The organism is Planktothrix mougeotii LEGE 06226 (assembly GCF_015207485.1).
GTDB lineage: Bacteria > Cyanobacteriota > Cyanobacteriia > Cyanobacteriales > Microcoleaceae > Planktothrix.
On sequence record NZ_JADEWU010000002.1, the window covers coordinates 176,700 to 194,990 of the forward strand.

Here is an 18,291-nt window from a genome sequence, read left to right on the forward strand (position 1 = left end):
TTACAGAAAAATCAAACCATGAACGAATTTATAACCGCAATTTTAACAGGAACCGCCGCCTTTGCTGCGACTAATATTGATGATATTTTCATCCTTACCCTATTTTTTTCCCAAGTTAATGCTCTGTTCCGTCGTCGCCAAATTGTCATCGGTCAATATTTAGGATTTACCCTCCTATTATTGGCAAGTTTACCCGGTTTTTTTGGAAGTTTATTGATTCCTCCTGATTGGATTCGATGGTTGGGTTTAGTTCCTGTTATCTTGGGGATTCATTATTTATTAAAATCCCCAACCGATCAGGAGGAAGATTCAAGCTCTGTCGAGACTTCTACAACATCAAATCCCCCCTCTTTTTGGCAAAATTGGTTATCTCCTCAAACCTATGGAGTTGCGGCGGTAACGGTTGCCAATGGGAGCGATAATATAGGGATTTATGTCCCCCTATTTGCCAGTAGTAGTTGGGAAAGTTTATTAACCATATTATGTACCTTTTTCTCCCTCGTTGGAGTTTGGTGTTATCTGGCTTACAAGTTAACGAATTTTACCACCATTGCTAAGGTTTTAACAGGTTATGGTAATACATTTATTCCTTGTGTGTTAATTGGTTTAGGTGTATTTATCGTCAAAGAAAACCTGTTATTAGCACTTCTGGCTTTAGGAATTAGTTGTGCTTGGGTTTGTTTTCTAATTCCTCGGAAGTAGCCGAAGTTGAATAATCGGATTACACCCTGTACAAATTTTAATGTTTTGATTCAACCTAGTTCAAGGAAAAAATTCATGAAATTCTTAACTTCTCTATTGATTGCTTTGGTTTTGATGCTAAATTTTCTGCTCTCTGAACCAGCTTCCGCCGAACCTAAATATATGAAAAATCCTGATTATATTGAAGTCACTCAAGCCTTAAAACAACTGTCCTTAGTTGCGGAAGATGAAAAACAAACTCAAGGCGCAATTTCTGACGCTGTTCAACAACAACTTGACTATTTACAGTTTCAACAATATGCTTTAAAATCAGGAACTAATTGGGGACAATGTACCAATAAAACTGGAAAAACAATAGCAGTTTATGGCAGTCCCCGAAAAGAAGATCAAGATGAGCAAGCAACCCTTTATTTTTTGGGTGATAATCAAACTACTCCCAAAAAATGGGATTGTGATGGCTTCTATTTACCCCAAGATCTTAAAGGAAGAAATTTAGGACTCAGTGAACAATCTGATCCTTTACAAGGGCCAATTGCGATTAAAATTTTGGATGGAACTCAGTTAGAAATTACCACTAATTCTGAATCTGGAAATCTTGAGTTTAACTCCCCCTTAGCGAAGGTTGTTCAAGGAAATAATATCAATTGGTTTATCCCTAATATTTCTCAGAGTATTATTGATAGCCAAATTCCTAATGCTTTGAGTACGAAAAAATCATAAAAGGTTCTAACTATGTTTCCCTATCTCCCTTTAAACAGGGAGAAAAGGGATAATTAAAGTCACCCTTAAAAAGAGTGATTTCCTGGTTGATTCTCTGTATTTTTGTTGAATTTCCTAAACTATGGAAACTGAAGATTACACCCAAATCAAAGCCTCTGAATTCATAAAATCACCAGATTCTACCGCAGAAATTATCCAGAAACCCAAAAAATTGAACCCTTCCCGCGTTCGAGATCACTTAGCGAATGAACGAACCTATCTCGCCTGGATGCGAACAGCCGTTGGTTTAATGGGATTTGGTGTTGTGATTTTACGCCTGCGTGCATTTCAACCTGTTGCTGTTCCTGGCCCTGGTTATGGTTGGAAATTAGGATTATTATTTTCAGGAGTGGGTTTATTAACGGTATTATTATCCACATTTCAATATTTTATTGTGCGTCGAGATATTGAAGAAGATACCTACGAACCCCCTGATCGTTGGGTCATTCTTTTTAGTTTAGCGATCGCATTATTAGGAGCGGGAATTATTTATTTTGTCTTCACCAGTCCTGTATCCACCCCCCTTGATTTTGGCGAATTTTAAAATCAGTTATCAGTTATCAGTTATCAGTTATCAGTGTAGAGATATGGTTGCGCTCAGGTGTGCCTGTACGAGTTAAGAGTTAAGAGAGAGTCAATCAACTAATTAGTAATTAGTAATTAGTAATTACTGATGACTGATAACTGATGACTGATAACTGACAACTGATTACTTCTCTGCTTCTACTTGTTCTACCTCTTCAACTAAGAAAACCAACGTGAAATTATGTTTCATTTTTTGATTGATAAACTCTTGAACTAAACGCACTTGTCTAGGGGTAACGGGTTCAGTAGAACGAACTTTTAAATAAGCTTTGGGAGGATTTTGTTTCCAATTAATATGAGTGTCTTGTAAATCTACTCGTTGTCCCGTTAAGGTTTTATCTTGAAAAATATTCCTTAAATCCGTTTGTAACCGCAGTTGAGTTACGAACTGTAAAAAACTAATTCCTAAAGGAATTGCTAATACAGAAGCCACAATCAGTGTGATGACAAATTCTCTTTTGAGTTGGGAATAACCTGCCAAAACAAAAACGATCATGCAAGCTAAGGCGATGCCAATTAAATTGGTTAAATAAAGCAATGTTGCGCCATAGCTTAAATCATAAAAACCTTGAGATAACGTTAAACCAATGACACATAAAGGAGGCATTAACGCCACTGCAATTGCGGTTCCAGCCACCGCGTCACTAATCCCCTTTTCAACTTTAGTAAAACCGCTTAATCCCCCGGCTACAACAGCGATTCCTAAATCTATTAAATTGGGTTCAGTTCTCGCTAAAACCTCTGAACCAAAATCTTCAATTCCGACTATTTTTCCTAAAGTGATTGATAAGATCAGTGCTACTATTGTTCCCACAACAATCGAGATAATACCAGACCGAGATAATTCTTGATCATTTTCTAAAATACCAAAGGCTAATCCTCGCAAGGGTAACATAATGGGAGCGACTAACATGGCTCCAATAATGACGGCTGTACTATTACTCAGTAATCCAAAAGTCGCAATTAAACAAGCCGTTATGACTAAAATCATGTAGTTAAAACTCGGTCGGGATTCAGCCATTAAATCCTGCCGCATTTGGACTAAGGTATCCCCGGATACTTTTTTGAGCTTTAGTTGAGTTTTCATAACAAATCTTAAGATTTATCAAGGTTTAGAAATCAGCGATGATTGATCGCTATAAATTAATAGATGTCTGGCATCTTATCATATTATTTATGAAAAAAATTATCATTGGTATTATGGGGCCGGGAGAAGGAGCAACGCCCCTGGATGTTGATTATGGGTATCAATTGGGTCAATTGATTGCTGAATCAGGATGGGTTTTATTAACAGGAGGTCGAAATAGGGGAGTCATGGAAGCGGCTAATCAAGGGGCAAAATTAGCTAAGGGTTTAACGTTGGGAATTTTACCGAATGGGGATAGTCAAGGAATGTCTAAGGCGGTAGATATTGCGATTTTTACCAATTTAGGTCAGGCTAGAAATACTATTAATGTGTTATCTTCTGATGTTATTATTGCTTGTGGAATGGGAGCCGGAACTGCTTCCGAAATTGCGTTAGCAATTAAACAAAATAAGTGTGTTATTTTATTAAATCAAAACTTAGAAAGTCAAAGTTTTTTTAAATCTTTAGCCCCCAAACGAGTTTTTATTGTGAATTCTCCTGAATCTGCTATTCAAACGGTTAAAGATTGTTTAGCTAAATTAATTGACAAAACAACATAAATTTAGTAAAATTAAAATAAATTGTATGTTTAATTTTTATGAAAATAACCGATTTAAACCAAATTCCAGAACAGGAAGTTTCCCATAATCCAGCGATTAAAAAAAAGGTGATGTTGAGTTTAGGAGATTTACCCCATTTAACCAATTTTTCTCAAGCCTGTTTTGCCCCCGGACAAGTGGCGGGAGGTCATTCCCATGCTGATATGTGTGAAGTTTTTTTTGTAGAATCGGGTTTAGGAAATATGGCGATTAATGGTACAGATTATGAATTAAAACCAGGGGTTTGTATTGCAGTGGAACCTGGGGAAGTTCACGAAGTCACCAACATAGGAAATACCGATTTAATTTTAACTTATTTTGGCTTACGCACCCCGTAGTAAGCCCTTCAGGGCTGTCTTTCAACAGTAGTTCAATGGTCAATCTTTGGGTTTCAGTCCCGCGAACGGGATTCTATTAGTTGAAAGGCTAAACGCTCTTTATCGCGCACAAAATCTTTAGTAAGTTAATGATCAAATAAAATACGGACATTCAAACACCGAATATTGCACCGGAGGGAATGTATTACTATAACTGTCATAACTGCCAACTTTCAGACTTGAGAAGTTATTCTTAAAATATCTGCTAGTGGAGTTCTTCATACTTCGCCATGACTCTAACCTCAATTCCAACTCAACAACAACTCACCTTTAGACAATTTTTAGAACAACTCCCTGATAAAGCGGGACGTTATGAACTGGTAAATGGAGAAATTGTGAGAACGTTACCGACTCGACAGCATGAAGATATTGCTGATTTTATTGCTGATGCGTTTAAAAATGAAGTTAAACGGTGTGATCTTAACTATCGAGTTTCTGATCGAATTGTCATTAGGACATTAACCCCGACCGGAACAGAACAAGGAAGACAACCGGATGTGAGTGTTGTTGATCGAACCCTACGGGAATTAAATCGCAATGCTTATACTGCATTTGTTGATCCGCTTCAGGTAGCGGTTGAGGTAGTTTCAACAAATTGGGAAGATGATTATGTCGATAAATTAGATGAATATCAACGGTTGGGAATTTCTGAATATTGGATAGTAGATTATTTAGCGATCGCATCTCGTTCTTATTTAGGAAATCCTAAAGTTCCGACTATTTTTGTTTATCAACTTGATGAAACAGGAAGTTATCAACGTCAATCTTATCAAGGATTAGATTTAATTTTATCTTCTACCTTCCCGGAACTGCAATTAACCGTTGAACAAATCTTAAATGTTTAATTGTTATGTTTATTGCGAAGAAAGTTAAACTAGGATAGTCAGCTGCACAGAACGTTGGTCAAATAGTACAGAAAATGATATCTCCTTCAAAACGGGGGTCTTCTGGGTTTTATCCCGTTTGCAAGGTAACAGTTAACGGTCGAGATAAAGGATAGTGATTTGACCAATTGTTAATTAAGGTTTCTGTCCGTTGGCGTAGACTATTAGCCAAGGTTCTTAAGGGAACAACGTAGATGAGTTTATTGGGAAAATCGCGTTTTAGGGGTTTAGCAAAGAGAAAAGGGGCGATCGCCGTTTCTGTTTTTCCTGACCCGGTAGGAGCGCGTAGAAGCACGTCTTGGCGGTTGAGAAGGTGGGCGATCGTTTGCTGTTGGAAGTGACGGGGTTGATGTTCGGTGAGAGTGTAAAAACATTCGTCAATATTGAGAAAGATCATCTAATCCCTGATTAATAATGATTAAGCGATTTATGATTAAATATCATTAAGGAAATGAGGTTCAGTCATCCTTAATCTCCTTGAGTTGGTACTTAGGCATAAAGCCCTCCAAAAAATTACATTTTAAGCATAGCAAATTTTTTTGACTAGCCATTGCACTCTCTAATCCCTTCATCTACAGTTGTCTGACCCATACCTAACCGAGTTTTCATCCCTGTACTTGCAAACTGGCTATAACAAACCAATAAGTGAGCAACATTCGCTAAAAGAGGCTCAACATAACGGAGAACTTGTAATGTCACTTGACCCGTAAAACCGATCGTATATCCTCTTTGTAGCTGATGTAAACTCGTTTTGATTTTATGTTGTTTGATAGCAACACCGCTTTCCAAATAACTAATTAATTCATCCCCTCCTAAATAAACGGGTGCAAATTCGTTCCATCTTTCTAGCCAACTGCGAAACATTAAACTTGGCAAAGGTAAAGGTAAGTGGTTATGTCCTTGAGCAAAAGCAGTAGGGGTAATAAACTGTAAATTAAAGCGGTGAATGGGTTCAGGTTCGTTAGCGATTAAACGGGTGTAAAGTTCTTCATAACTGGTGATATGATCTTGGCGATCGCACACTTCAAACTTTGCACCCAAAAACTCTAACCCGGCGGAAAGATCGAGGGATGCGATCGCTTTTGATGACACCGCCTGTAACCCGCAAATCGATAACTGATAAAACTGATCGGGAGAAAAAGTTAAAAAATCTTTAGAAGCCGAACAAATCCCTAGCAGACTAGAATAGGTAACAGATGGTATCTCGTCTTTTCCTATTTCTAAACCTAAGCGATTATGGAGATTTTTAACCAATTCTAAATTATAGGAACGAGGTAATACAGTAGGCTCAGAGACTTTTAGCGTCCAAGTCGAACGAATTAGCATAATTATAACACCTTAAATTTAACCCAACCCGGCGCAAATTTAATCTCTCTATCCACTCCGGCTACAACTCTTCTGGACTTGGGAGCCTCAAAACCTGGAGCTTTATTAGGACTACAATTATCACGAATTTCCGCTCTTAACTCATCATCAAAACACAAATTAACTGTTGTTCCTATCATCCCAGTTCCCCAACCCACTCGGAGCGAAAATGGACACTTTTCTAGTTCGTACAATTCCCGAATTTTTGAATAGTCTAAATTAATAGGCTGACGGTTATTATCTTTAGCATTTTGATTATCTTTTATTTCTTCCCAATAATCATGTTCATAGTCCCATTGTTCTTGAGCAAATTCTTGACAAATTTTCAGAATCCCGTCAATGTTTTTAAACGGGATCTGCATTCCTTGGCAGTGCTGAAACCAGGACAACATTTCAAAATCAATGCTAAGTGTAAATTCTGTTTTGACAGTTCTAACCATTTCTGTATAAATAGGAGATTTATACTTGGCTTTACCTCCCTCAAAATAGCTAGAAACTATGACCTCCGTTGCAACAGGAAAATTGTAAACAACTGTTTGACCTTTCTTGTTTAAAGTTTTTTCTTCTAGCAATGGCTGTGTATCTGTCACGCTAACAGCACGCATAAAATCTGTATTTGGTTTTTGAGAATTACACCGGATTGCTTTTTCCTGGTATGATAGAGAATAGTTAGAAAATAACTCATTCATCAAGATATGATCATCAGCAAATTTGCTATTTCTTCTAACTTCTCCCATTGTTTCGCGTAGCTTTAACTCTATTGCGCTAACTCGTTTATTTTGGGGTACTTGATAACGTTCACTGTGTTTGAGTAAGTAATAAGCGATCGCCGTCCGAATTGCACCTTTAATAGAAGAACCTGGAATATAACGCTGTCCGAAACCATTACGAATCATTGGACGCAAATCGCTAATTTTTTCTTCCGTCCACTTGCGACTAATCCCCGTCTTTGGAAAAATTGCTTCTAGTTGTTCATTATTTTGCCAATTCTCCCCAAAAGCTTCTTTTAATAAGCTAGTAATCTCTTCTCGATTTTCAATTCTGCGAATATATTCTTGTAACTTTTCTCTTTGATATAAAGCTTTTGCTAATAGATCGGAATTGGGCAAATAAACTTGATTTGATGTTTGCACATATTCAAACGGACTCAGTTTAGAGACTTCCGAACCAATATGTAGAATTGGACTTTTTAGTTGAATCCGTTTTGTTTCGTAAACTTCTGGTTTAACCAGAGCATTTTCAGGAGTAGAAACCATACTTTTACTCGACCTATACTTTAATCGGTAAACTTAAACTAATCCCACTGCGATAAACATGATGAGTGGTAAAACCATCTGGAGTTACATTTGCGAGTTTTCCCATTGGTATAACGGCAAAAACCGAACCTTCCGCAAACATCTGTATTGACTTCCGACGGCGCTGAATTCCTGAAGGAGAAGACGAAACCCATCCCCCTCGGCGCAGCAATTCATAGCTAGATTCTTCTTTTAATTTACCCTCTCGATCTAGCAAGTCAGAAGCAAGAGGATTTTCCCAAAACAGACTAATCAAACTATGAAATTTTCCCTGATCAAAGTTGACAACTTTTTCCCATTCAGGAGTTAACTCAATGCTACTGTTATCAACCTTAAATTGTCCCGCGCCGCTCGAACGTTCACCCCCAATTCCTTCTTCACCCAGAAAGTTTAAAACATTCAAAAAAGTATTTTCAAATTCTGGATTAGTGAATTTAACAAGAAAATATAAACCGGAATTTTCTTGATAGTAAACGAAATTGGTGTAATAGATGTTCGTCGCTCTCGTGATGCGATCAACTGCTATTTTAGGAACTTTACCCTTTTTGATAGCTTCACCATAATCAAATGTTCCTGCTTTTGTCAATTCTCCATCTATTTTATCTCCCTTTCTTGCTTTAGCCTTAGCTTTAAGTTCCTTTTCATCACTCTTTCTCCATCCCTCACCTTGATACCAGCGTTGCCAAATTTCTAAGGGTAAATAATGGAGTTTTTTGTACTCTTTGGCAAAGTCTAGCTCGTTTTTAGACTCTAGGTAATTAAAAGGACGCTTAAACGGACGAGGTAAATAGTAAATCGTTTTCCCGTTAATTTGTCGATAGATAAAGGTAGAACTTAAGCGAAATAATGGGGTTGAGTTGGCTTCAAGTTCTTTTAAGAGTTCCTCAACAGCATCTTTCCCAAATAACCGAGCATAGGCACTCACCCAAGCACTAAATAAGGTGTCTGAGTGAATGCGATCGCTCGTTTCTTCCATCCCAATTCCCAATTCGCCAAAGTGAACGGGATTCCCTTCAAATTTCAGTTTAAATAATTTCCAGTAACTCATTTTTCCTGTGAATTTGGCAAAAGTTTTTGGATATCCTCAAACTTATCAGGTAATTGGCTAGTATCTTCAATCCCTGATAGTTTATTTGATGACGGTAAACTGAGTTCACTACTTCCCGCTTCGCTGATTCCCTCATAATCTCGATAGGAAAATTCCAGATTCTCAAACTTAATTTTGCCATAACCACGAGAACCATGCCCACCCAAAGCATCATCTTCTAAAACAAAGATTGTACGAAGAATATTTCTTAAATCGACTCGTGCTTGATCGGCATCTTCAACAGTATAAACCATCTCAAAGTTAAATTTTGACCCTTTGGGGACTCGTTCAACTTGTCGAGGATTAGCGGATGCTGTAATCCGATCAAGTCCATTTTCAAACTTCCACTCAGTCATATATAAACCGGTGTCAATTTTTTTCAGTTTTTGCACAGATTCATCAATTAAATGGCAATCTCGTACAATTAAGCGTGCTGGTGCATTACGACCTGTAACTTTGACATATTCTTTGCCATCAATCTGCTTTTTCTCACTTTTATTATCAAGCAGTCCCTCTTGACGAGCTACCTCTGTTTCAATCCAACACTTGACCCCTGTAGAGCCAAAAACACGAGAAACTTCACAAGTCTTTGCACCTTGAAATTTGATATATTGTTTGTCAATTTCTGTGACCCCATCAGCTAAATCATCACTTTCATAACGGTAGGTTCCACTCCCACCGAAACGATTAAGAGGCTTGTTGAGTAATCGTTCTAAAATTGCGCGAAGTTTCCCTTTAATTGACGAACCTGGTAAATAAGGATGCTGAGTAATTGGATCACGAATGACGGGTTTATCAAGTCCCCCAATATTAAGAGTTTCTCCTCCTCCCCCAATATGAAGTCCTGTTTCTACTAACAGAATGCTTTTAATATAAAGCTTCCCAAGCAATTGTTTTTGGGGTTTATTAGTCGTTGATGTAGTCATTGATCTTTTCCTCCAGCAGCTTTGTGATAGGCAACAATTGATTCAATTAGTTGAACAAAACGATTAAAATCATCTAAATCATCTACTTTTTTAATAGCAGATTCTAAAACCTTTTTTAAAGGTTCTACTGGCCCAGGATCTTTGTTTTTTTGTTGTCGAGCAGCAGCGTAGGCAAGTTGATATCTTAAAATATGTAATTCATCCTTACCTTTTTCAAAATCTTCTTTATTGGCTCCTTGCTGAACTTTAAAGCGCTTAACAGCATCCAAAAATTTACGGATTTGATTAGTTTTTAAACCTTTTATAACTAGCTCTTTTCCTAGCTTTTCTGTGTCCTCAACTAACTTCTGTATTTTGTACTCTTTTAAACCCTTATTCAATTGGTCAATTGTACTCACTATTACAGTGACAATATCTTCACTTCTTTGCTGTTCAGCATCAGGTTTACTCTGGGAATTTTGACTATTACTAGACGGATGATGTTTATTTGGCTGTTCGGGTCTAGGTGAAGAATTAGGTCTTTTAGGTGATTCTGTCATAGTCTGATTTTGCAAGTTAAACAAAAATTAATTAAGCGTGCAATACCTGTTCCACTGTTAACGCTAATTCTGGAAACGTCTGCGAAACAATTCTCTCATTTCCTCTAAATTCTATTTGTTCATAAAATCCCTCCACTAACGTTAAAACAGTAACTTTTTGCTCTATAGGATCGACAATCCAATATTCAGGAATGCCAACTACACTATATTCAGAGCGCTTAAATCGATAATCTCTAGTTCGTGATTCTGGGCTAACAATCTCTACTGCTATTAGGGCGGATTCCATAACAGCAGATACATCAAAATTGGAAATTTCTTCTCTGTTAATCACACATATATCAGGAATTCTTGAACGATTAACAGATGTTCTGACTCCAATTCCTGATAACGTGATCCAAGGTAAAGTAAGCTTTCTAATTTCTGCCATAAACGCATCAGTCAAAAAGCTAATAATAAACGCATGGCGAAATGTGGGTGGATTCATCCGAATTAATTCTCCATCTTCCAACTCATAACGGTTATCAGTACCATCGTCATAATGAAGGTATTCTTCAAAAGTAAATTTGGTTTTAGTCGTTGCTTGAATCATAATTTTCCTTACGATTAAGTAGCTCTATCCAAGTGGCAATAGCTTGAAAATAAGGTGCATTATAGGGACTCTTTAAAGACTTACGAAATTCCTCATCATCTTCTAGCACTTGCTTAGGAAGTCGCGCCAAAGTATAAGCAATTTTGGGTAAGTGTAAATAGTAGCGAATATCTCGCTCTTGACCTTGATAATCTCGGTTTTTATGTTTTTCTTCAATCTCCTTAATCATTTGGTTTTGGACTTGAGCCGTAGCTAGTAAATTCCTCACAAAGCTACGGGAGTAATTCTGATTTTCTATATTGTAGAGTTTTTTAACGAAAGGTAGGATACCGAATAAACTCGGTAAATTTTCTGCACCGAGATAAGTTCTAATTTCTTCATCCATTACTTGTGATTGATAATTCCCTAACCATTCATCCCATTTGAATACCTCCCCAAATAATCCTAAACTATCTCGTCCATTTCCTTTAGCTTTATTCTCAGCTTCCCCGGATTCATTGGCTGCTTGATAAAGAGGGAATTTGACATCAGCAAGACTAATTCCTCCTGAAAGCGTAATATTAGGATTATAACCTGTATAACCTCGAAATGCTTGATAAATATCAAAGCCAAAATCTACGATTTCATTCCATGTTCCACTAATAAACAAGTCGTCACCTCCGGCATAAATAAACAATAAATTTGGGCGATCTCCTAAGTTTAAACTCTCTGTTCCTTTCGGTAAATTTACACAGCGATCTTTTGCTAAACTATTCAGATAAACTTTGAAAAAATAAGTCATTAAACGGGAGAGTCCAGTAATCCGAGGTAAGTTTTGAATTGTCTTGTTTTGAAAACCTTTAGCAAAAATTTTACCTAAGTTATCTACATCCATGCGTAAATAACCTACTCGCTTAATCCCTTTTGCTTTTTTTGCCATTTCATTAGCTCGGATAAAGTTTGGCTTTTCCTCTTCACTTTCTTGACCATAATTACCCAACAAGAAAGGAACTGAATTTTTAAATTGATAGTTTTTAGTTTCCCAATTATTGATAAAAAATACAGTTTCTTGCTCTTGCAATTCTGGCAGACTGTCTTTGTTCTCAAAAAGATGATAGTGGCGATGATAATGAGGAAAATGGAAAGATAGTTTTTCTAATTTACCTGGGATGTCTTGGCGTTTTGATCGCACAACTATTGTAGCTTTAAATAACTGACTACCCAATTGAGAAATTTTTCGACAAGTTAGACATTGGAGAATCAACTCACCATCATCATTTTCAACTTCCTTTAAATTTGTTGTGTCATCTCGATGACAAACCCGACATTTTTGTTCATAACTTACCTTTATTTTCAGTAAATCATCAATTTGATTGATAAATTTTTGAGATTTTTGCTGATTAACTTTTATAATCGCTTTCTCCCAATGTTCAGCAAATTTACTTTTATTACTGATTGCATCTTTGAAAGCGAATACATCTTTGGCATGGAAAGGCTCAGAAATAGCAAGCGCTAAAAATATTTTGCTTTGAAATTTGTTTTTCAACCATCGGTTAAAATTTGATTGCACTTGATTAACAGTATTTTGAGTATTCTGGTGAGAAGGCGCTAATATATATAAATTACCCCCTCCAGCATAGATAACACTGGTACGAGGTAAATCTAATTTCTCCAAAAGCTGCTGTACAATTTCCTCAGCCACTAATTCTAAATAAAAACTTCTAGCGCGTAGAGACTTTAATGCACCTTCAGAAGAAATGGTATAAATAAATTTTTGAATTCCCGATAAATCACCTGCAATTAAAGCAATTTCATCAGATTCAGGATTATCATTATCAACTAACGCAGAAGCGATCGCAGCCGTTGATTTTGCTAGATCAGTTAAGGCAATATTAGATTCTCCATAGCTAAGACAAGATCCATATTTTTCCACAAATAGGGTTAATAACGATAGGTTTTCCCAGTCTTCCGTTTGAAGGTTCTCTAAAGCAGTTTTAACAACTTTTTGATAATCACTTAAATCAGGTTTTGATTCTAAAGGATAGGGAATAACTGGATCAAAATCTGCGATCGCACCAACAGGATAATAATGTTGAGGTAATTCTTGCTGATTTTCTCTATCCGAAAAATCAACAAAATCAAATAATAATTTCAAAGCTTGAGGCATTAAATTATCTGACCAGTTTAGATAGTTTTTCGCCTTAATTACAGCTTTATCTCTTGGATGAATTGAGGGTTTACAAGATAAATTCGCTTCAGTCCATCGGATTAAAATATTGATGGAGTCTTGCATTACTTGTAAAGCAACATCATGAGTGTTCATCATCAATTCCTCAAAAAATAACTGATATAAAAATTGCAATGGCTTTGAGTTATTCATCAAACAAATTCACTTTAAACACATCAGAAATCGAAACATCTGGGGTATGGGTCGCCACAACAACAATCCCTAAACGCGGGTCATAACAGCCCACCCAAGCCGCCGGATGACACTCATGAACTAAATACCCATACAACCAAATCGGTGCTTTTCCTTCGATGACAATTCCTTGTGTCCAATCAATCTTTTTCGGTAATTTCAAACCCTTTAAATCAGCCGGAGTAATAATGCCGTTTTCGTTGGTAATTTCAACGTGCAATTGTTGATAAGATAAACCCGACGGGGTTTGATGGGGAACAAGGGTTAATTCAATAACGTTCATAACTGAGAAGAATAGAAGTGATACAGCTAGGGGAAAGCTTAAAATTTAACATAGTTTAACTTAATAATATTAATAATTCGTTCTGAAGCCTGACCATCCCCAAAGGGATTAATCGCATTTGCCATATTTTGATAGGCAATTTCATTCTTTAATAATACACTTGCCTCTGTAAAAATATCCGCCGCCTCTGTTCCTACTAATTTAGCTGTTCCTGCTTCCACGGCTTCAGGACGTTCTGTTGTTGTTCTTAACACTAAAACCGGTTTTCCTAAACTCGGTGCTTCTTCTTGTAATCCTCCCGAATCTGTTAATAAAAAATAACAACGATCAATCGCTGCTACTAATTCCGTATAATCTAACGGTTCTGTTAAAAAGACCCTGGGATGATTTCCTAATCGTTCTGTTAAGGGTTCCCTCACTATTGGGTTTCGATGTAAAGGTAATAATAACGCCGTATCAGGAAATTTATTGAGAATTTGTAAAAATCCTTCAGCGATTCCCTGAAGCGGTTCTCCCCAATTTTCTCGACGATGAACCGTTGCTAAAATTAACCGATAGGGATTATTATTTAATTCAGGAATATGCAATTGAGGTTGTTTTTGGGCAACGGATAATAAAGCATCAATGACCGTATTTCCCGTATGATGAATTTCTCCCAAAACCCCGGAATTTTTTAAGTTTTGAACGGCTTGAGTTGTGGGTGCAAAATGGAATTGTGTTAACTGAGATATTAACCGACGATTTGCCTCTTCAGGATAGGGATTAAACACATCATTGGTGCGTAATCCTGCTTCAACGTGACCAACGGGAATTCTTTGATAAAACGCCGCCAAACTCGCCGCGAAAGCCGTTGTTGTATCTCCTTGAACTAAGACTAAATGGGGCTTAAATTGTTTAAATAAATCTTCTAATCCTTGTAAACTTCCGCAGGTAATATCCGTCAAGGTTTGTTGTGGCTGCATGATGTTTAAATCGTGATCTGCCGTTAAATTAAATAACGTCATCACCTGGGAAACCATCTCTCGATGTTGACCTGTTAAAATCACCTGCGTTTCAAACCCAGGGGTTTGTTTTAACTGTTGAATGACAGGTGCTAATTTAATCGCCTCTGGGCGAGTTCCAAACACTACATTGACTCGAATTTGCAGATTTGACATAATTATTAAAAATAAAAAATCAATGATTAAACGGGTTATTAGATCCCCCTAAATCACCCTTAAAAAGGGGGACTTTGATGGTTTGATTTCCCCTTCTGGGGATTTTAACTCTGTGATCCCCCCTTAAGCAAGCAAGGTGCTGACTTCTAAGGTTCTAATTCTGTTAATCGCTGCGGCTAATTCAAACCGTCTAAAGATTGCTAAATCTCCTTGGGGAAAGGGAGTGATAACATCTAACCCTTTTGTGGCAATATCCTGCATAACAGCATCTAAAATTTGAGGTAATGTTTTCTCCCCATTAATATAGTTTTGTTTAGCATAAACCATTGCGGCGGCGATCGCTCTTAATTGGTCTTTAGAAACAATTTGTTCTACCGCAGAAACATCAATATCTTCCGTTCCAAATAATACCTCATCTACATCTCGAACTTTAATCCGAACATCCCAACGGCCACGACTGGGATCTAAGCTTTCAGAAATGGGAATTCGAGGGCGAATAACCCCAAATGCTTCACCCCCTTCTAAGGTGCGACCTGTGCTATATTCACGGGCGATTTCTTTAGCTTTTGCCGTTAATTCTAGCGCCTGAAAATTCTCCATTGCAATTACAGTATCCGCCACATCAAAATAATCTCCACTACCGCCCATGACTAAAATAGTAGAAACATTATGATCCGTATAAAGTTGTCGAACTTTATCAATAAAAGGGGTAATCGGTTCTTGATCTTTAGCAATTAATTCTTGCATTCGGCGATCGCGGATCATAAAGTTTGTTGCCGCCGTATCTTCATCGACTAATAACACCGCAGGAATAGCGGAAGATTCTGGTTTTTCAGCTAAAACTAAAGCTTCTAATGCCTCCATAATATTAGCAGCTTGGGAGGTACTTCCACTGGCATTTTCAGTAGAAAATTCGCTGGTAGAACGACCTTGAGGCAGTTGATTAATAAAAGGAGAAATATCAACGCCTGACACACTGCGACCATCCTCTGCCCGAATTTTGACCGCCGAGGGATTAGTAATTACACATTCTCGACCATCCCCCGGAATATGATTATAAACCCCTAATTCAATTGCATTTAATAATGTTGATTTTCCATGATAACCGCCTCCTACAATTAAAGTAATCCCCTTGGGAATTCCCAGCCCTTTAATGATCCCTTGATTGGGACAATTAAACTCTAATTCTAAGGATTCTGGGGATTGAAATGCAATCACATTGTCTTCTAAAGGACGGCTATCAACCCCACTTCGACGGGGTAAAATTGCGCCATTCGCAACAAAAGCAACTAACTCTTTTTCGGCTAATTGTTCTCGCAACCAATCCGCATCTTCCACTATTTCAACGTGACGTTTAATTGCTTCCCCATCTAAGTTTTGATATCGTAAAGCTCGGTCTACAATTGCCGGAATATCATCACAAATCATCATCGCTGCTTGACGGCCTAAAATGTTCCGTCCCCGTGCTGGAAGTCCGACAAAAAAGCGCATTTCAATGCCTTTTTCTGAAGTTGAAAGTGTTGGATGAGCGCGTTGTAATGCCGGGTTTCCCCCTATAATTGGTTTAGGAGAAGGGGGGGTAATGGTAATCAATGAAGCTGATGTGCGTTCCAGGATTTCCTGACCCATTTTTGTCACCGCAATCATGCCACTTTTGCCTGTTCCTCGATGACTACTAATCTCCCGTGCTGTGTGGTCAAATTCACGAATGAGATAATCGCGGAGGGCTATTTCACGGCTGCGGGAGCGGTATAATTCCGGGGGAAATCCGGCAACATTTGGGGGAATATGAACCCGAAATTTACTGGGTGCTGCAAAGGGATCACCTTGGACATAATCAATAATTAAGGTAAAATCGGGGAATTCATAAGTTCCTAAAATATCTTTATAAGCTTTGTAACCTCGGTTATCGAGATCTAATAAGAGCCGTTGTAGGTTTTCTTTAGTATTCATCGTTATTTTATAGGTTGATGATTAAGAGGGGGAAACCGTAAAAGCAGTTTGACTGTTCAGAAGTTCAACAATGACATTATAAATGATTTGGGCTGATCCTTCAAAAAATTCAGGATCTAAATGAGAGAGGGTATCACTGGGTTGATGATAATGAGGCGATCGCAAATTTGCCGTATCTGTCAGTAAAACGGCTGGTATTTCTTGATACCAAAAAGGCGCATGGTCACTGCGTAAAACATCGGGTGTCAATAAACCTTTTAAGGGAATGGGAAGCGTTACTAAGGGGGGAATTTTTAGGGATGAAGAAGTTGAGAGTCTCAGGGATTGATCGACAGCTTGAAAGACTTTTAATAAGGGTAAATTTTGAACTTCTCCAACTACGGTTAAAAATTCTCCCCGATCTGGAAATTCAATTCCGGCTGCTTCTAAAAGGGGAGTTACTGTTAATCCCGGGGGATAGGTTTGACAGCCCGGAGTGTGGCAAGCATAACCCACCATATCTAATATAATAGCAGCTTGTAAATGTGTTAGATTTTCTGGCTTTCCGGTAAAGGCAAAGCTGCCTAAAAGTCCAACTTCTTCTTGATCAAAAAAGACAATCGTTAAGGTTTTAGGCGTGGATTTTTCAGCCAATAAACGGGCAATTTCTAAAACAACAGCCACTCCACTAGCATTATCATCTGCACCGGGAGAATTCGGAACTGTATCATAATGAGCAGCTAATACAATTTCTCCTGCTTTTGGATCGGTTCCTAGACGTTGAGCAACAATATTAACCCCCTGTTTAAAGGATTGTAAACGGGGAGACAACTGCAATAATTCTAATTGCTGGGTTAAATAATTTCTCACCCGTTCTCGGTCAGATTCTTGATATCGTTCTCCTACTAAAACTTGAATATGCTTCCATAATTTAGTGGGATTAATTTGATTGAATTGAGGAGAAATTGAAGAACTTGAAAAAGTTTCAAGGTTTGGGGTTTTAGGACTCTCAAGGGGAATCAGTTTAGAAGGAATTTGCTGCTCTGCTAATCCTTGCACAAACCCCAGGATTACCCCCATCAGGATCACCCCACCGAGAAAAAAATGAATCCACTGCTTTACCTTCATTCGCGATTAAAATCAATCGGTTTACCCATTAGCTTAAATTGTTTTTCTTCCGATTGAATATAAGGAATATGAGTCATTTCTATCTCTAATAATTGAGGGTGTTTAGGAAGCCATTCTTCAGGAAGGGGTGAAAAATTTCCAGCCGTTTTATAGAAGGATAAAATTTCGGCTTCTAAAGAATTTGATAATTGATTAATGCGTTCATACTGTTGTTTCAGTTTCATCCAATTTTGTTGAGCTTGAAATCGATAGATTTGTGCTTGTTTAACCGCTAGTTTAGCACGAATTTGTCTTAATTTAATACGAGTGGCTTGAATTTCTTGATCGAGTTGTTGTAAATCCAATGACCAGCGATTAGCTTCTTCTTGAGTTTGTTGTTGTAGGAGTGCTAGAGATTCTGGAGAAGAATCTGAGGTAAATAAGACCGTAACATGAAGGTTAGAACGCTTATTTCGCAAACTTTCATATTGAAATTTAATTGCATTAACTTCTGCTTTAATGCTGTTCCATTCTGTTTGTAACTCTTGTAAAGTTTGGCTCATGGGATCATCCTTTTGAGA

Annotated in this window: 20 protein-coding genes; 6 read left to right on the forward strand and 14 right to left on the reverse strand. The window is 37.6% G+C overall.

All coding sequences use genetic code 11. The features are described 5' to 3' along the window. The first annotated feature begins 18 nt into the window (after positions 1 to 18). From IQ236_RS01810 to IQ236_RS01820, 3 genes are all read left to right on the forward strand, one after another. Positions 19 to 702, forward strand: a complete 684-nt coding sequence (locus IQ236_RS01810) for a cadmium resistance transporter (RefSeq protein WP_193867694.1) — start codon at positions 19 to 21, stop codon at positions 700 to 702. Between the two features lie 75 nt (positions 703 to 777). Next, a complete protein-coding gene (locus IQ236_RS01815; protein ID WP_193867695.1) occupies positions 778 to 1,422 on the forward strand; it encodes a hypothetical protein in 645 nt (214 codons plus the stop codon). 121 nt (positions 1,423 to 1,543) lie between these two features. Continuing rightward, on the forward strand, positions 1,544 to 2,005 hold the full coding sequence (locus IQ236_RS01820) for a YidH family protein (protein WP_193867696.1): 462 nt from the start codon (positions 1,544 to 1,546) through the stop codon (positions 2,003 to 2,005). 165 nt (positions 2,006 to 2,170) lie between these two features. Here the strand turns inward: IQ236_RS01820 and IQ236_RS01825 are convergent, their stop codons facing one another. Further along, positions 2,171 to 3,133, reverse strand: coding sequence for a DUF389 domain-containing protein (locus tag IQ236_RS01825; protein ID WP_193867697.1), 963 nt, complete (start codon positions 3,131 to 3,133; stop codon positions 2,171 to 2,173). 89 nt (positions 3,134 to 3,222) lie between these two features. Between IQ236_RS01825 and IQ236_RS01830 the strand changes: the two genes are divergently transcribed. The 3 genes from IQ236_RS01830 (at position 3,223) to IQ236_RS01840 (ending at position 4,993) form a co-directional block, all read left to right on the forward strand. Continuing rightward, on the forward strand, positions 3,223 to 3,732 hold the full coding sequence (locus tag IQ236_RS01830; RefSeq protein ID WP_193867698.1) for an SLOG cluster 4 domain-containing protein: 510 nt from the start codon (positions 3,223 to 3,225) through the stop codon (positions 3,730 to 3,732). Positions 3,733 to 3,770: 38 nt separating this feature from the next. Continuing rightward, positions 3,771 to 4,109: a cupin domain-containing protein gene (locus IQ236_RS01835; protein ID WP_193867699.1), complete on the forward strand. Its 339-nt coding sequence runs from the start codon at positions 3,771 to 3,773 to the stop codon at positions 4,107 to 4,109. Positions 4,110 to 4,378: 269 nt separating this feature from the next. Continuing rightward, a complete protein-coding gene (locus IQ236_RS01840; protein ID WP_193867700.1) occupies positions 4,379 to 4,993 on the forward strand; it encodes a Uma2 family endonuclease in 615 nt (204 codons plus the stop codon). Between the two features lie 109 nt (positions 4,994 to 5,102). Here IQ236_RS01840 and IQ236_RS01845 read toward each other — a convergent pair whose 3' ends face one another. The 13 genes from IQ236_RS01845 to IQ236_RS01905 form a co-directional block, all read right to left on the reverse strand. Further along, complete coding sequence (locus IQ236_RS01845) at positions 5,103 to 5,429, reverse strand: DEAD/DEAH box helicase (RefSeq protein WP_193867701.1); 327 nt, start codon at positions 5,427 to 5,429, stop codon at positions 5,103 to 5,105. 146 nt (positions 5,430 to 5,575) lie between these two features. Continuing rightward, entirely contained in the window at positions 5,576 to 6,358 is a 783-nt protein-coding gene (cas6, locus tag IQ236_RS01850; protein ID WP_193867702.1) for a CRISPR system precrRNA processing endoribonuclease RAMP protein Cas6, read from the reverse strand. Between the two features lie 2 nt (positions 6,359 to 6,360). Beyond that, the gene (gene csm5, locus IQ236_RS01855; RefSeq protein ID WP_193867703.1) at positions 6,361 to 7,653 is read right to left on the reverse strand and encodes a type III-A CRISPR-associated RAMP protein Csm5; all 1,293 of its coding nucleotides are present in this window, start codon (positions 7,651 to 7,653) and stop codon (positions 6,361 to 6,363) included. Positions 7,654 to 7,666: 13 nt separating this feature from the next. Then, the gene (gene csm4 / locus IQ236_RS01860; protein WP_193867704.1) at positions 7,667 to 8,740 is read right to left on the reverse strand and encodes a type III-A CRISPR-associated RAMP protein Csm4; all 1,074 of its coding nucleotides are present in this window, start codon (positions 8,738 to 8,740) and stop codon (positions 7,667 to 7,669) included. After that, positions 8,737 to 9,705: a type III-A CRISPR-associated RAMP protein Csm3 gene (gene csm3, locus IQ236_RS01865; RefSeq protein ID WP_193867705.1), complete on the reverse strand. Its 969-nt coding sequence runs from the start codon at positions 9,703 to 9,705 to the stop codon at positions 8,737 to 8,739. Before csm3 ends, csm4 begins: the two co-directional genes overlap by 4 nt. Continuing rightward, a complete protein-coding gene (gene csm2 / locus IQ236_RS01870; RefSeq protein WP_193867706.1) occupies positions 9,702 to 10,244 on the reverse strand; it encodes a type III-A CRISPR-associated protein Csm2 in 543 nt (180 codons plus the stop codon). Before csm2 ends, csm3 begins: the two co-directional genes overlap by 4 nt. A gap of 31 nt (positions 10,245 to 10,275) precedes the next feature. Next, positions 10,276 to 10,833 (reverse strand): Uma2 family endonuclease, encoded by a 558-nt coding sequence (locus IQ236_RS01875; protein WP_193867707.1) that lies wholly within the window; start codon positions 10,831 to 10,833, stop codon positions 10,276 to 10,278. Next, a complete protein-coding gene (gene cas10 / locus IQ236_RS01880; protein ID WP_228041370.1) occupies positions 10,814 to 13,135 on the reverse strand; it encodes a type III-A CRISPR-associated protein Cas10/Csm1 in 2,322 nt (773 codons plus the stop codon). The genes IQ236_RS01875 and cas10 overlap by 20 nt, the downstream gene beginning before the upstream one ends. A 49-nt stretch (positions 13,136 to 13,184) precedes the next feature. Next, a complete protein-coding gene (gene crn3, locus IQ236_RS01885; protein ID WP_193867709.1) occupies positions 13,185 to 13,514 on the reverse strand; it encodes a CRISPR-associated ring nuclease Crn3/Csx3 in 330 nt (109 codons plus the stop codon). Between the two features lie 38 nt (positions 13,515 to 13,552). Continuing rightward, positions 13,553 to 14,671 (reverse strand): non-hydrolyzing UDP-N-acetylglucosamine 2-epimerase, encoded by a 1,119-nt coding sequence (gene wecB, locus IQ236_RS01890; protein ID WP_193867710.1) that lies wholly within the window; start codon positions 14,669 to 14,671, stop codon positions 13,553 to 13,555. A 123-nt stretch (positions 14,672 to 14,794) separates the two neighbouring features. After that, complete coding sequence (locus tag IQ236_RS01895; RefSeq protein WP_193867711.1) at positions 14,795 to 16,624, reverse strand: ABC-ATPase domain-containing protein; 1,830 nt, start codon at positions 16,622 to 16,624, stop codon at positions 14,795 to 14,797. Between the two features lie 21 nt (positions 16,625 to 16,645). Next, a complete protein-coding gene (locus IQ236_RS01900) occupies positions 16,646 to 17,731 on the reverse strand; it encodes a M20/M25/M40 family metallo-hydrolase (RefSeq protein WP_193867712.1) in 1,086 nt (361 codons plus the stop codon). After that, entirely contained in the window at positions 17,728 to 18,273 is a 546-nt protein-coding gene (locus tag IQ236_RS01905; protein WP_193867713.1) for a hypothetical protein, read from the reverse strand. Before IQ236_RS01905 ends, IQ236_RS01900 begins: the two co-directional genes overlap by 4 nt. Positions 18,274 to 18,291: the final 18 nt, after the last annotated feature.

Excerpts from the sequence above, each read along its gene's own strand:
- cas6 (WP_193867702.1), bottom strand. The coding sequence starts at position 6,358 with ATGCTAATTCGTTCGACTTGGACGCTAAAAGTCTCTGAGCCTACTGTA.
- csm4 (WP_193867704.1), bottom strand. The coding sequence starts at position 8,740 with ATGAGTTACTGGAAATTATTTAAACTGAAATTTGAAGGGAATCCCGTT.
- IQ236_RS01830 (WP_193867698.1), top strand. The coding sequence starts at position 3,223 with ATGAAAAAAATTATCATTGGTATTATGGGGCCGGGAGAAGGAGCAACG.
- IQ236_RS01900 (WP_193867712.1), bottom strand. The coding sequence starts at position 17,731 with ATGAAGGTAAAGCAGTGGATTCATTTTTTTCTCGGTGGGGTGATCCTG.
- IQ236_RS01820 (WP_193867696.1), top strand. The coding sequence starts at position 1,544 with ATGGAAACTGAAGATTACACCCAAATCAAAGCCTCTGAATTCATAAAA.
- IQ236_RS01815 (WP_193867695.1), top strand. The coding sequence starts at position 778 with ATGAAATTCTTAACTTCTCTATTGATTGCTTTGGTTTTGATGCTAAAT.
- IQ236_RS01825 (WP_193867697.1), bottom strand. The coding sequence starts at position 3,133 with ATGAAAACTCAACTAAAGCTCAAAAAAGTATCCGGGGATACCTTAGTC.
- IQ236_RS01875 (WP_193867707.1), bottom strand. The coding sequence starts at position 10,833 with ATGATTCAAGCAACGACTAAAACCAAATTTACTTTTGAAGAATACCTT.
- IQ236_RS01895 (WP_193867711.1), bottom strand. The coding sequence starts at position 16,624 with ATGAATACTAAAGAAAACCTACAACGGCTCTTATTAGATCTCGATAAC.
- cas10 (WP_228041370.1), bottom strand. The coding sequence starts at position 13,135 with ATGAACACTCATGATGTTGCTTTACAAGTAATGCAAGACTCCATCAAT.
- IQ236_RS01845 (WP_193867701.1), bottom strand. The coding sequence starts at position 5,429 with ATGATCTTTCTCAATATTGACGAATGTTTTTACACTCTCACCGAACAT.
- csm5 (WP_193867703.1), bottom strand. The coding sequence starts at position 7,653 with ATGGTTTCTACTCCTGAAAATGCTCTGGTTAAACCAGAAGTTTACGAA.
- wecB (WP_193867710.1), bottom strand. The coding sequence starts at position 14,671 with ATGTCAAATCTGCAAATTCGAGTCAATGTAGTGTTTGGAACTCGCCCA.
- IQ236_RS01835 (WP_193867699.1), top strand. The coding sequence starts at position 3,771 with ATGAAAATAACCGATTTAAACCAAATTCCAGAACAGGAAGTTTCCCAT.
- crn3 (WP_193867709.1), bottom strand. The coding sequence starts at position 13,514 with ATGAACGTTATTGAATTAACCCTTGTTCCCCATCAAACCCCGTCGGGT.
- IQ236_RS01905 (WP_193867713.1), bottom strand. The coding sequence starts at position 18,273 with ATGAGCCAAACTTTACAAGAGTTACAAACAGAATGGAACAGCATTAAA.
- csm2 (WP_193867706.1), bottom strand. The coding sequence starts at position 10,244 with ATGACAGAATCACCTAAAAGACCTAATTCTTCACCTAGACCCGAACAG.
- csm3 (WP_193867705.1), bottom strand. The coding sequence starts at position 9,705 with ATGACTACATCAACGACTAATAAACCCCAAAAACAATTGCTTGGGAAG.
- IQ236_RS01810 (WP_193867694.1), top strand. The coding sequence starts at position 19 with ATGAACGAATTTATAACCGCAATTTTAACAGGAACCGCCGCCTTTGCT.
- IQ236_RS01840 (WP_193867700.1), top strand. The coding sequence starts at position 4,379 with ATGACTCTAACCTCAATTCCAACTCAACAACAACTCACCTTTAGACAA.